Here is a 13,283-nt window from a genome sequence, read left to right as displayed (position 1 = left end):
CCTGGGCATTCTCATTTTGCGGCGAAGGCGAAAGGGGATATATGCCGATATATGGCATATTGTTCGCAATATGGCAATATTTGTGTTATCTTGAAATACTTGCACAAGCATTGCAAATGTTCGGGTTGCCTTCCCTCTCTAGAGGCGGCCTTTACGGGGAAGTAGATGCGGTTTCCGGTTGGAGTGATTCAGGACAAGTGGGAGCGTGAAAGAGAGCAAATCAGCGTCTTCTGGGACGAGGCGCGGGTCGTTAACTCTCACATCATGTTCGCGGGCAAGTCCGGTGCAGGCAAGTCAGCTCAACTGCGCCGAGCGATACGACATGCTTCGGCCAGCGCCGAAGGGCGTGTGCGCTTCTATGTCTTCGATAGGCACAACGATCTAGACACGCCAGGAGAGAGCGTCGTCAAGTTCAGCGAATCAACCCCCTACGGTTGTATCAATCCGCTTGCGATCAATCCCCATCCTCATTTTGGTGGAGTTCGCAAGCAAATCGCCAAATTCATCACGGGCATTACGCGCAGACACGCACTAGGGGCGAGGCAACAGGCGGCGCTGCGTCGCCTGCTTCAGGATCTCTACAAGAGCAGAGGATTCTCAGCCAAGGATCCCCGCACCTGGTGCCCTCTTGATCCCGCGGAGGTCGCAGCGCGCATGAAGGGGCGCGAGAATCGCGTGTACCTGGACGTGCCGTTTGCACAGAAGGATCTCGCCAAGGCGGCGGGCGCTGCGTTCGATGTGGACATGAAGGGTTGGTGGGTTCCGCGCGAGCGCTATGAAGGTGAGTTGCTGCTATGGGCACCGAAAAGCCTCGCAAAGGCTAATCCCACGCTTGACGATGCTGTTGTGTTTGCACGACGACGACTCGAGGCGGCTTACCTTGGGACAAATACCGCCGCTGTGCACCACTTGCAAGACGTGAATAAATACGCCACGCGCTACCACAAGTTGTGCCTGGCGCAACAGAAGAATGAAGCGCTTGGCGAGGAATTGGAGCGACTACTTAAAAGTCGCAATGACGCGCAGGACAAGGCAATCGAAGCGTTCCAGGCGTATCTGCAACAGGTGCAAACCGGCCGTGAGCTGGATGAAGTTTTGGAGCTCAAAAGCGCTGAAGTGATGCACAGCGTTTACGACCGCTTGACCAACTTGAACGACGTCGGAATTTTCAGACCCGAGCCCCCGCCATTCGATCCGGAGGCGTCCGTCTGGCGGTACGACATCAGCGCGTTGCAACCCGCCGAAGCCGAAATGTTTGTCCATTTCGTCTTGGCCGATCGCTTTGACCAGGCAGTAGAAAGAGGCCAGCAGCAACAGGTGCAAGAGATCGTCTGTCTAGACGAGAGCGACATCTTTTTCTCCGATGACGAAGACAACATGCCCAACAAGATCGCCAAAGAGGCGCGAAAATTTGGCCTTTGCTTGTGGGCGGTAAGCCAGTCCCCCAGCAACTTCACCGAAGCATTCCTAGTCAACATCGGCGCCAAGTTCATCTTCCGCCTTGATGACACCTACTGGGAGAAGGCAGCGCGGTCGCTGAAGATTTCGAAGAATGAACTTGAGCGTCTGAGGCCCAAGTACAACGGCCTGGTCCAGATCGACAATGCCAGCGATGAACGCACGCAATATCAGCGCGTCATCTTTACCGAAAGTTAGTCTGCAATATTTAATGTGATTTTATCTGTTAATTAACTGTTAAATTACTGTTGACTTAGTGTTAATCATCAACGACACTTTGTCGACGGCTGCACGCGAAGGAATGCGCATGTTTGTGCCGGAGATTGCTGTTGGCGTCGCCAAAGGGCGGCTAGGAGTCAAGATGAGTGCCGTAATGAATGGTCGAGCCGTCGAGAACAAGGCGCAGGTACACTACACGCGCGATGACCTTGAAAAGGCTGAACTGGAGCCCGCAGATGTGTCGCTCGCGATGCAACAGGCGTCATTTACGTCGGACGACGTTGAGAACTGGTTCGAGGGTGTTAGGTTGAAGGCGCAGCAAGCGCTTTCAGACATGTAGAGTCCGGTTAGATTTTCACCAGTGAAAAGCCGGCTTGGCTGCTAAAGGAAATAAGGCATGGGGATTGCTCCGGAGTTGTTCGAACGCTTGGCCCAGGAAAGGCCCCGACTTTCGGATAAGTCTCTCGCGGCCGCCCGCCTTGTAATGGTCGATGGGGTGCGGCCGGGCGATGCGGCCACCAGGGTCGGTGTCTTGCCCGCACAGGTCTCGCGGACCACTCGCGCACTGTATGAAGCAGAAGCCGAGTTGCGTGAGACTGGCCAACTCGCCTCTATCAGCACTGACCTAGTAGAGCGAAATCTGGACGCGAGCTACACATTGGCAGTTTCACAATTGCGCAACCAGATGGGCGACGAAGTCCTCGTCAGTACTGCTGAGGCCAACCGTACATATTCTGGCTCCGTAAAGGTCCGCACCGATCTGCACTTGGTGCAGGACGTTGGACGTGGCAAAGTCGTCGTCCACGAGTTGGCCAAGCTCGATCGCGTGCCGCAGCTGGGGCAATCGCTCGATATCGCATATTCGAATGACTTGCGCCGCCCGGCCCATGTCTCGATACAAGGGTTAACCCAAAAGCGCGGGGGAATTTCCCGCTAAATCCCGCGGCCGGATCCTGATGGCCGCACACGGTAGATCCGTGGAAATGTTTCACCAATATTTATTGGAGATTGAAAAAATGGCGACCAAGAAGCTGGGCAAAACGGATGTGGAGTTCGACCCGTCGGGTATTGGGTTCACCATCAAGGGCGCAGATCTGCAGGGGCATTTTCAAATCCTCGAGGACTTTCGCATCGCCGCGGGCACCGCCGGCCTCGACGGCAAGAAGCAGGACGCGATCGTGGCAGCCGTACTGCAGCATTTCGAGGCGCAAGACGTCGCAAGCCCTCTCGATTCCGATAGCCTGCCGCCGGTGTTTGTGAGCTTGAAGGACCGCGTGTCTGTCCAGTTCAACCGCGGCGCTATGACCTACGAAGTGGGCCTCCCATTTCATCCAGACATCGTTCGCTCCATGCGCGGCCTGCCTGGCGCGCAGTTCCTCACCGAAGCGAAGGTTTGGTCGGTTCCGCTGGAAGCGCGAAACGCGCTTCTGCCGGCGCTGGAGTCCGCCGGACAGACACTGGCGGACCAGGAGCAAGCCCGCGAAGCGGTAATCGCTCAGCTGAGCCCCGCAGCGGGAAGATTCCCAGCCGGCGAAATAGTCAAAGTCTCGGACTTCCACCGCAAGGACTGGATCTACTCTGGGGAAATCGTCGCGGCCAATCGCCACTACGCGGCACAACAAACTGGCCGCTCCGACGGCGAAACCTCAATTGTCATACACCAGCAATCGGCACTGGACCGCCAAGTGTTCGTTGGTGACAACATGGGTATCAAGTACAACGACAAAGGCCGCGCGTCTGTACTTACCCAGCAGCAGACCCATGCCGAATTCGCCGGCATGAGCTACGACAAACTGATCGCAACGATGGGCGAGAAGATCGACGGCGTCACGGTGACGCGGCGCGAAAACGGCGACATGCTGGTCGCGTTTGACCACCACAATAGCCGGCCCGCGCAGGCGTTGCATCGAATGGACAAGTTCCTCAACGGGGCAGGCAAAGTCTCCTTCGATGCCGCCCTGAAGTCCTTCGTGGTGCCCAACGGCGCCCTTGAACAACCTGGCGCGCCGGAAGTCTTCGGCCGCGCAGTGGCCGACGGCCGCCGCGAGATTCGTGAAGACACCTTCGCGCGCAAGGAAGTGCTGGCCGCCGCTCAGGACCGCCTGGCCGGCGCCAAGGTGAGCTTTCCGGTGCCGAAGGCCCCCGAGTGGCAAGAGGGCACTATTCTCTACGCCAACGATCGCTACGCCCTGCAGGCAAGCGGACGTGAATTCATGAAAGCACATGAGTTGCGCAATCTGGCGGAGATTCCGAAGGTGGGGCAGATGGTCAAGATCTCATACCAACCGAGCGGCAAGGCTCTGGTGGAAGAACGACATCAGACGATCAACCAGAGCCAGCGCGTGGCCGGCCGGCGCCAGGCTTAGCGAACGAATGGTCTGCTGGGGGAAAGATTGATCCAGCAGACAATCTTTATTTAGAAATTGGAGCGACAAATAATGCCCCGTGTGGATCAATCTACAAAGCTGTTCGACGCCGTGAAGGCGGGGGACCAGGGACGCGTCGAGGAAATGCTTCGCGACAAAGCGACGCTCTCCATTCTGGACGAACGCGACGCCGAGGGCTTCACGGTGCTCCATCACGCCGGAATCCAGAACGGGCGGATTGCCGAGCTGCTGCTCGCGGCAGGCGCCGATGCAAGGGCTAAGACGCCGGCCGGCATGGCGCTCCAGGACTTGCGGGCTCTGGGTGGGTTAAGCAGCGCGGACCTATTGGGCCCCCAGGCTCTTGAGCTGCTTCGGTTGCAGAAGCACCATGAAGATTTCGTGAGATGGTGGCGACCAGCTACGCAGGTCGAAGCCGAAGTCGCTGAAGAATCATTTATCCGCCAGGGCAAGCCTGCGGCGGCGCAGCCGCGCGCTGGCCAGGCAACCGACATGCCTCCACCTGGCTTAGGCGCCCAAGCAAAGGAGATGGGCGCTGAGCGTATGTCGACTGGCGGCAGGGCGACCGAAGAAGAGGGCGAAGGGCTGATTCGCGCAGGCACCAGCCAGTCCAAAGCGCCAGTCAAGACGCCGCCCGACGTCCTTCTCGGCGGACTCTACATCCGTGATGGGACGGGCGCATACACGCGCGTTGGCCAAACCAAGCCAGCCCTAATCGACGGTGGCGCACAAATCACGTTGAAAAACCGCGACATCGACACCTTTCGAGCGGGTATCGAGCTTGCAAAGAGCAAGGGGTGGACGTCGATCGAGGTGGGCGGCACGCCCCGCTATCGACAGGCTTCCTGGCTCGAAGGCCGTCTCCAAGGGCTGGAGGTGCAAGGGTACGAGCCTACCGAGAAAGACCAAGCGATGCTGGACAGCCGGCTCGCAGAACAGGCCGCTCAGCAAAGCGTGGCAGAGGGCCGCCCGGATGTAGTGGCGAAATCCCTTTCTGACGCCAAAGAGCAGATCCTCAAGTTCAAGAAGGACATGGTCGCGCCCAATCTTCAAAGCGGGACCTATCACGGTCGAGTTCTGGCGGGCACGTCGCACCACATCATCGTAACCGTGGACGGCCGCGCCAATACCGCTACGGCGATCGAAAAGGCTGCAATCGACGGCGTCGACTACAAGATAGGCGAACTGCTCAACGTGCAGTTTTCAAATGGAAAGCTCGTTCCCGGGCGCGACCACGGCCTCGGGGTACGACCCAAAAGATAGGAGTGTCAGATGCATGCCGCGGTAATTTCTTATGCACTTCCTGACGTTGGCCGAGTCATTCAACGACTAGACCAAGCATCAACCATGCTCGGCCAACTCAACCCCGAGTTGCGCCAAGCGGTGCTTTACGCAGGATTCCTCACTGACGTTCAAGCCGGCAGGCTTGATGTTCGCGAGACCCCGGTCGCGAAAATGGTCCACCTCGTTGACCAGTTCTGCAATTTGGTGGAAAGCCAGTTTGCTGAACCTTCTTACCCATCCTACCAATAACGTCGGGGCACACCATGGATGATTTTTCGAAGCGTGCAAGCGATCTCTACGACCAATTCACACAAACGCTTAGCGGCGTCAATCTCTCTACGGCTGTCTCCCTGCCGCACGCCATGACCAGCCTCCTGGCCATGACCAGCACAGTGGCTCATCACAATCAGCAGGGCTTGTTGCCTCCCTCAACCCAGAACCAGGTCGCGCAAAGCCAAAGCACGAATCAAGCCAGCACTGTTGATCAGTTGACTTCTGCACTGTCGCGCGGCTTCGCCAACATGAAGGCGCTGCTAGCTTCAAAGGGGCAAGCGTTGCTGTCAGCGACGTCGCTCGTCGAAAGTCAAAACATGTCCGCGCCAGCAGCGAAAGTTGCGCTTGCTCAAGGATCGGCTATCACGCCCAGCCGCGCGCCGGCACCAGGCTTTGGATTGCACAACGCAATGGATGCGTTGTTCGCATTGCAACGGAACTACGTGGCGCCGGATCTGCAGAACGGCCGCTACAGCGGTCTGGTCTTGGGTGAAACGGAAAGCCATGTGCTGTTGTCTGTGAACGGTCGCGCTCAGACCGCGACGGCGATCGACAAGTCAGTCTTGGGCGGAGTGACCTTTGCCGTCAACAAGGTACTGGATCTGCAGTTCAAGAACGGGCAAGTAGTGGACAAGGGCAAATCTCAATCACAAACCGAACAGCAGGCTATTCGGCAATCCCATCGACGCTGATCGGCTCTGACGGATTTTTCACCAGTGAAAAAGGAAGATGCAGCAATGATCTCGATTGAGGTATTTGTGTCCGCAGCCGGGGCCTTCATTGCTACCCGACACGACTGTCCATTCTTCGACGCACCGTCGCTGCACCTCTCCAGGAAGTCTCGAACCCTTGGGGCGCCGGACGGTACATCAAGGACCGCGAAGCTGTCTCCGATCGCTCTGGACGCTCTGAGCGGAGTATCCCATGTGCCAATCGCCGCATTTGCGCTTGGCGGAGTAACGCGCGCCGCCGTGAAAAGCCTGGCCGTGGTCGACTAAAGGCCGTCACCTGTGAGTAGCTACCCCGATTCAGAGAGGCTGTTCCGGCGTGACCTTGTCACCGAAATGGTGAGCCTCATGCGAAAGCAGCGTGCGCCCTGGCAACGGTCGGACCGTGCAGACTTGCCTGCACCCGCGATGCCATACAACGGAATCGCCGGAGCGGAGCGCATTTTCAAGAGTTCTAATGCGCTGGTGTTGCTATCGGCGATGCAAGTTCACGGCTGGAACGACCCCCGCTTCATAACCGCGCGACAGGCAGAGAATGCAGGCTGGCGCGTCCGTCCAGGCGGTGGAACAAACTTGATCTTCTGGCAAAGGGAGCCGGCGGGATCTGTGGGCAATGAGCGCGAGCAGTATCGCTCGTCCGTTATCAAGCTCTACAACGCTGCCGAGGTGATCGGCATGCCGGATCTTACGCCCGGCGCACGGCCGGCACCGATAGATATCAACGCCTTCGCAAACGCATTGGGAGGGCGCATCGAGCGTGCACACTTGCTTAGCTCGAGCGCGCTCGCCAGACGCGCAGCCGGTCAATTGCTGGATTCGCCGCACAAGGGGGCAGAATGGCAACACAGTCTGCGCGTCCAGCTGGCAAGCTATCTGTTTGTTCGCGAGGCCGGTGACTGGTATCGACCAAGCATCGAGTCGGCCTCGTTGCTACCACTCACCAGCAAACTCCTGGAAGACCCGGACGAGTTCTTTCGTGCCGCCCGAGATGCACAGGCGATCGCAGTAAATATTGCAAAACTCGCGAGAACTGCCAGTGTTCAAATGGGAGCAAAGCCTGTCCGGGAAGCATCCCAATCGACCGCTGTTCCAGCGCCGCGCCGGACCTTGGATGGCTCGCCTGCCGCACCGAACGCTGGCCGACAAGGGCATATTTTCTTGGCGGTTCCGCCCAGCGAGATCTCGGCCGCGAAGGCAGCCGGTGTCAAGTGGCACCCCGAATTTCGGGGCTGGTATGTGCCACAAGGGACTGACCTTGGCAAAGTCGATAAATGGATGCCCCGTGGTGTAGCGGTTTCGCGAAACGACGTGCTTGATTCGTTTGCCGAGGCGATGCGTGCGCATGGCCTGGTTGAGCCTCTGGGAGGACCGGTGGACGACAACAAGTGGCACTATGTGCCCACATCCGATGCCAAGGGAAACAGCAAGAAGGGGTCCTATATCCTTTGTGTAGACGCCGTGGTGCCCTACGGATTCATCAAGAACTTTAAAGGAACATCCGGTCCGTGGAGATATGACGGGAGATCCATCAGTCCCGAGGCCCGCGCGGCTCATGAAGCCCAAGCACGCGAGCAGTCGGCGCTGCGAGATCGGGAGCTTGCGCACCAACAAGGTGAAATTGCGAAGCAGACAAGATCGATCCTGCAGGAGCTCAAGGCAGTCCACGGGCAGGATCATCCATATCTGAAGCGGAAGGGCGTCGACGCTCATGGACTGTTCCATTGTGGCGATGAGCGTCAATTGCGCGAGCTACTGAACCTGCCGGAGTTCAAGAGCTGGAATGATCAGTTCCTGGTCGTCCCTGGCCAAGACGTCGACGACAGGATAAGGACCGCCCAAGTTATATCCAGTCGGGAGAAGGGCGGTAAGGTCTTTGTCGCCGGTGCCGGTAAGAAGGCGGCCTTTCACCTTATCGGTGTGAATAGCGTGGCAGAATTGGCTGCTGCTCCAGCAGCAATCTTCTTAGAAGGCTATGCCACCGCAGCAAGTGTTTATGAGGATCTGGGCCGCGGTCTTCCTGTGGTCGTCACCTTCGACGCTGGCAACCTGGTTGAGGTGGCCAAGGCTCTGTCCAAGCGACTTCCTTCCACGCAACCTAAGATCGTCTGCTGTGACAACGACCAATTCATAATCGAGCGGGCGTTAGACCAGGTGCGTGAGGTAATGCCCGACCTGCCGCAGGTGAACACCACCGGTAGGGAGGTGCACGTACAGGCTGGTGATGGTGCAGGCCTGCGCAGTGTGTTTCTCGGATCCGCAATCGCGGATGACCGTTGGCATGAAACCGACCATGGGAAGTACCGACTATTCATCGAGACGCGGGATGGCGCCGGCGTTCAAAAAGTCCGTGTCGATGTGGTCCGCAAGGGATCAGATCGCCATGTTCAACTGGTCCTGGAGAATAAAGGCCGCACGTGCGGCGAAGAGGCCGCGAAGATACTGGGTGGCATCGCTGTTGTGCCTGTCTTTGCATCCCTTGACGGTCGCCCCACGGATTTCAATGATCTGAAGTTGAGGGAAGGCGCTGCCCACACTCTCCAACAACTCGCTCCCAGGCTCAGAGCGCTAGGCCTATCCGCGCAGCAGATATCGCTACCTGCGAACGAATCGATTTCAGCGAAACACGGCCAAGGGCCGGTAAAGCGATAAGAGCATGCACCTATGAATAAATTGATCGACTCCATCGCTTTGAGCGCTGTCCAACAAGTGCTCACAGCGGATACCGTATGGGTTTATACGACCGGAAGAACACCGCTGGCCGATCGGGCCAGTCTACAATTTGTCGCTGACCAGGCAATGGCCCACCAACGGCCGGGATTTGAGGTGGATCAGCCCGAAAAATTCCAGTTGCCTGGTGGCGTTGCGCAGGGCGAGCTTGATGATTTGTTCAACGCTACAGCTGGAACCAGGGCTGAATTTGCGTTACGGCAGAGCGTCTTAGCGTGGGCGCGAGACGGCAAGACGCCTTCAGGTGATTCGCTCCCACCAGTCATGTCAAACGAGATGGCGAAACCGTTCAGCGTGGCCGGTTTACAGCGAGTTTGCGAAGCCCTCGACGCAGGCATGGCGCGCACCTTCGGTGAAACAGCGCCTCGACCGACGGCGACACCACATATCCCCCGCCGCGGTTGAACAAGCGCAGCCCCGGCTGGCCGGGCGGCCTCCCAGCTCCTCTCGAGCGGAATTGGCATTCTTAGGCTTAACAAAGTACAACCGTATGCTATAAATATTGCACTATTCAATTTACGGAGTGCAAAATGGCTAAAAACGGTTCTGCTTCTGTGGACGGCGGCGCGACAGCATCGGAGGCACTTGCTGCGTCCGCCAAGCCCTTCCAACAACGCGTGTTTCTCTTCCATGGCGATAAGGGTGGCGTAGGCAAGTCGTTCGCTTTCCACGTGTTCGTTGACCGCGCGCTGCAGCGCGGGCACAAAATGGCCGTAATCGAAGCAGACACTCGGAACCCTGACGTCATCCGGATCTTCTCCGGACAGACCGTCTGCCAGATGATCAACCTGCGCCGCGACGACGGTTGGATGGACGTAATTGACTTCGTTCGCGCGCACCCGGATCACCACATCGCTATCTCGTTGCCAGCCGGCATAGGCGAAGCCATGCAGAAGGACTTCGAAGACTTCTGCGGTTACCTCAAATCGAAGGTACAGGGAAAGCCCGAAGTCGTGATGTTCTGGCTGATCAACCTGTTCGCAGACTCGGTGAATCTGTTGCACACGACATACGAAAACGTGGGTTCCTTGATCGACAAGATCATCATCGTGCGCAATCTGGTTTTCGGGGCGCCTGACCAGTTCTTCATCTGGGACGAGTCACCGTTCCGCGTCGAACTTGAGCGGAAGGGGAAGGCAATTACAGTATCCCTGCCGGGCCTGCATATGCGGGTAACGACGAAGCTCGCAGCCGATCCGGACGGCATGATGCCGTTCTCGCAGGCAGTCCAAAACGCCGCGGCATTCAAGTTGCTGGAAAGCGAGCAGTGGAAACTGGAGAACTATCTCAGTAAGGACCTCGCTGTTCCGATGGAGCAAGTCTGGTCCTACGTGGACCTTTAGGCCGTAGCCGTGCCTACAGTGTGGATGGTATCTGGCAACAAGGGTGGTGCGGGCAAGTCGGCAGTTGCGATTGGCCTTGCACAAGCCCTGATGCAGGAATTCGGCACGCACGAGGTATCCGTGATCGACGGAGACGGGCGCACGCCTGACGTGCACAGAATCTACGACCGCAAGCTTCCTGCACGGCAACTCGACTTTCGGCGCCTGCGGCCCGACTCACATTCGAGCATGACCGAAGATGAATACTTCCGCATCGTGATGAGCTACGTCAAGGTATCGGAGCACGTCGTCATCAATACGCCCGACGGAGCGGACGACCAGCTGATGGGGTGGTTCGATTCGACCCTCCAATGCACGGAGAGCATGTCGGAGGAGGTCGACGTCCTATTCAAATTTCTTTTCGTTATGAGCCCAGCGGAGGACGGCTTGCGCTACCTCGAAACGCTCTCCATGCGCTTCCAGCGGCTCTATCCGATTCGCAACCTCCATTTCGGGGATGCACTGCGCTTCCGCGCATTCAACGAAACATACGCTCCAGGTTTCGAGCATGTCATCGATTTCCCGCGGCTCATGGCCGGCGAACTTGATCGGGTCAAGCGCCTGCGCCTGCCGCCCTGGGAATATGCAGAACTACGGTGCGACCGCGAGTCGCCTGAGGTGGTTACGCCGCGAGCACTCTCCCGCAAGCGTGTGCGGGACTGGATGTGTGACGTTACGGAAGCTCTGGCCCCGGCCATAGCGAATGACGCATCGAACCTCAAGCAAGGAATCATTTGACAATGGCCAATCAACAGGCTTCCGCCGGCCAGGGCACCGCGCTGCACACCAGCAAGAGCGGCCTGGTCAACAGCGTCGAGCGCATCCTCCAACGCCCGCTCACCGCCGAAGACGCGCAGCATTGGAATGCCATTCAAGATCAATACGGAATAGCCGATGACGATCCGATCGTCATTATTCTCGTCATATTGGGTGTTCACCAGCACCTGGTCAACGAACTGCCCGAAAAAATCAAAGAGGCAACCGCGAGCGCAATCGCCACGCACCGCACAACACTCGAAGACCAGGCAACCATCGTGTCAAAGGGCCTTATCGCCAAGCTGGCCCCGATGTTCCTCGATGCCTCGGCCAAGCCCTCCCCTGGGATGAAGGTGCCTGCATGGCTAGTAGTGGCCTTCGGCCTGTGCTGCGGGCTGGCTGGCGCGCTCTTGTCGCATTTTATCGGCCGCTAACAGGCCTCAGTTTATGTGGAGAAAGAAATGACCCACCAGTTTGTGGAAAACTATAACGAATACGCCGCGGTCCTACTGCGTACTGACAATCAACTGGCGAAGGAAGATCGTTGGATCTCGAGATGCTTCCTGACATGCGGCTTCGCCGATGTTGAGAGCACTGACGAGCTGGTGTTCTCCCACGCGGAAAGCGGCGTGCAGATCACTTGCGACTCTGACGCCTTGGCGATCAACGCTGGGGCTTCATCGCAGGCCCTCCGTCAGTGCTACAGCGACCTTTTCACGGTGCTGAAGAACATGGGGTGGGTGAAGGTGGAAGTGCACACTGACGCCGATGTCGAAGAGGTCATCGCGGACATGGCTGCATACATCCCGGCGTCCTACGATCTCACGATGGAGGCCGGGGCCGGGGCAGACCGCAAAGCCTTGGTCGACGACCTCCGCGCCGAGATCGTGACCCGCCAGGCCGCGCAAGACCACGACCTGGCACGATCGAGCGAAGCAGCTGTACCCATCGCCGCCTTGCACGGCACGCCCGCGGTGGAGGAGCGCCCCTCGTCGCCGGCAAGCAAGCAAACACCCCCCCAAACCCCTGCGGTACCAGGCGATCGACTCCTGACGCTGCAGGGGCCGGGCAATGCCGCGGCGGGAAGTCTGGAAGAAGCAGTGCGGCTGTTGGCTCATGGCCAGCAGCAAGTTCAACAGCAGTTCGCGGGATTGATGGCACTACTCGCAAGTGGTCAGTTGGGCGGGAACCGTTTGGCACAGTCCGAAGGGATCATGGAGGCCGCTTCGAACGCTCAGGCCACCACACACCGCCCTGTGGAGGCCTCCGCAGAGGAACAGGGTCTGTTGGACGCTCAGCAGGCTCAAGAGAGCGTGCAGGCCCGTGGCGCTGGCCAGGTGCCCCTGGCGCCGACTTCCACCCCAACGAGCGACGTCGGGCTTATTCCCGCATCTCCCGACGTGGAGAGCGATGCTCGCACGTCGGCGGATACGATCGGCAGAGTCCCTCCGCATCCGGACGATGTCCCCGTTGCAGCAGTTGCGCCTGCAATCGCGGCTCCGAAGGAGGAGGGCCTGCAGGCCGGGGAAGCACGCGCGCTGCAGCAGCCGAACGGCTCGGAGACCACCAACGCCAAGTCCATGTCGGCCGGCGCCACGCAACTCGACTGGGGAAGCACAAATGCGCTGCACCAGCCGCTCACCGATCAGCAGCAGCAGTTGATCTCGGCGGTGACCATGGTCGTACAAACGGCGCTGTCCGAAGTCTTCATGTTGCGCAACGCTGTAGACAGGCTGGGCGGAGCACATACGTCCACTGGCGCTTGACGCAGTTAGACACGCCAAAGGAGCGCCTCATGTCCGAAGACCAACAGGTGGTGAGAATCGCGGCGCTTGAAGCGGCGATTAACCGGTGCAACGCTTCTCAAGGACGCGGCTCAATCCGTAAACAAGGAAGCTCGGCAGAAGGCGATCGCAATCGGGTCGTCCTCTGCCGCGATTCAAGCCTCATGGCGGAAGTCTACGGCGTGATGATTTACACGCGTAGCGAAACTTGGCCGCTCGACCAATTCACGTCGAACCAGCGCGCAGCCTATTTGCGGTGGCATACCACTTCATAGGGCTGCTCTTTGC

14 protein-coding genes are annotated in these 13,283 nt (G+C 58.5%); all 14 read left to right on the top strand.

The window, feature by feature from the left end; all coding sequences use genetic code 11:
* Positions 1-165: 165 nt before the first annotated feature.
* The 14 genes from AOZ53_RS19805 to AOZ53_RS33570 all read left to right on the top strand — a co-directional run bounded on the left by AOZ53_RS19805 (position 166) and on the right by AOZ53_RS33570 (position 13,270).
* Positions 166-1,656, top strand: coding sequence for a DUF5710 domain-containing protein (locus AOZ53_RS19805; RefSeq protein ID WP_131726791.1), 1,491 nt, complete (start codon positions 166-168; stop codon positions 1,654-1,656).
* A 109-nt stretch (positions 1,657-1,765) separates the two neighbouring features.
* Positions 1,766-2,017 carry a hypothetical protein gene (locus AOZ53_RS19800; protein WP_054473480.1) on the top strand — a complete coding sequence of 84 codons (252 nt, stop codon included), beginning with the start codon at positions 1,766-1,768 and terminating at the stop codon, positions 2,015-2,017.
* A gap of 57 nt (positions 2,018-2,074) precedes the next feature.
* A complete protein-coding gene (locus AOZ53_RS19795; RefSeq protein WP_054473481.1) occupies positions 2,075-2,614 on the top strand; it encodes a KfrB domain-containing protein in 540 nt (179 codons plus the stop codon).
* A 79-nt stretch (positions 2,615-2,693) separates the two neighbouring features.
* Positions 2,694-4,043 (top strand): KfrB domain-containing protein, encoded by a 1,350-nt coding sequence (locus AOZ53_RS19790; RefSeq protein ID WP_054473482.1) that lies wholly within the window; start codon positions 2,694-2,696, stop codon positions 4,041-4,043.
* A gap of 72 nt (positions 4,044-4,115) precedes the next feature.
* A complete protein-coding gene (locus AOZ53_RS19785) occupies positions 4,116-5,324 on the top strand; it encodes an LPD7 domain-containing protein (RefSeq protein ID WP_054473483.1) in 1,209 nt (402 codons plus the stop codon).
* A 9-nt stretch (positions 5,325-5,333) separates the two neighbouring features.
* Entirely contained in the window at positions 5,334-5,594 is a 261-nt protein-coding gene (locus AOZ53_RS19780; protein ID WP_131726792.1) for a hypothetical protein, read from the top strand.
* A gap of 14 nt (positions 5,595-5,608) precedes the next feature.
* Positions 5,609-6,310 carry a hypothetical protein gene (locus AOZ53_RS34295; RefSeq protein WP_131726793.1) on the top strand — a complete coding sequence of 234 codons (702 nt, stop codon included), beginning with the start codon at positions 5,609-5,611 and terminating at the stop codon, positions 6,308-6,310.
* Between the two features lie 372 nt (positions 6,311-6,682).
* Positions 6,683-8,995, top strand: a complete 2,313-nt coding sequence (locus AOZ53_RS33575; protein ID WP_082385694.1) for a DUF5710 domain-containing protein — start codon at positions 6,683-6,685, stop codon at positions 8,993-8,995.
* Positions 8,996-9,007: 12 nt separating this feature from the next.
* Positions 9,008-9,478, top strand: a complete 471-nt coding sequence (locus AOZ53_RS34290; RefSeq protein ID WP_131726794.1) for a hypothetical protein — start codon at positions 9,008-9,010, stop codon at positions 9,476-9,478.
* Between the two features lie 125 nt (positions 9,479-9,603).
* Positions 9,604-10,416: a hypothetical protein gene (locus AOZ53_RS19770; RefSeq protein ID WP_131726795.1), complete on the top strand. Its 813-nt coding sequence runs from the start codon at positions 9,604-9,606 to the stop codon at positions 10,414-10,416.
* Positions 10,417-10,440: 24 nt separating this feature from the next.
* Complete coding sequence (locus tag AOZ53_RS19765) at positions 10,441-11,193, top strand: hypothetical protein (protein WP_109421663.1); 753 nt, start codon at positions 10,441-10,443, stop codon at positions 11,191-11,193.
* 2 nt (positions 11,194-11,195) lie between these two features.
* Positions 11,196-11,645 carry a hypothetical protein gene (locus AOZ53_RS19760; protein WP_054473488.1) on the top strand — a complete coding sequence of 150 codons (450 nt, stop codon included), beginning with the start codon at positions 11,196-11,198 and terminating at the stop codon, positions 11,643-11,645.
* 27 nt (positions 11,646-11,672) lie between these two features.
* Positions 11,673-12,977 carry a hypothetical protein gene (locus tag AOZ53_RS19755; RefSeq protein ID WP_054489031.1) on the top strand — a complete coding sequence of 435 codons (1,305 nt, stop codon included), beginning with the start codon at positions 11,673-11,675 and terminating at the stop codon, positions 12,975-12,977.
* Between the two features lie 29 nt (positions 12,978-13,006).
* Positions 13,007-13,270, top strand: a complete 264-nt coding sequence (locus AOZ53_RS33570) for a DUF3717 domain-containing protein (protein ID WP_082385693.1) — start codon at positions 13,007-13,009, stop codon at positions 13,268-13,270.
* Positions 13,271-13,283 lie beyond the last annotated feature (13 nt).

Origin of the sequence: Achromobacter sp. 2789STDY5608621 (assembly GCF_001299375.1) — a bacterium.
Taxonomy (GTDB): Bacteria; Pseudomonadota; Gammaproteobacteria; order Burkholderiales; family Burkholderiaceae_B; genus Achromobacter; species Achromobacter insuavis.
This window is presented reverse-complemented; position numbering and strand designations above follow the sequence as displayed.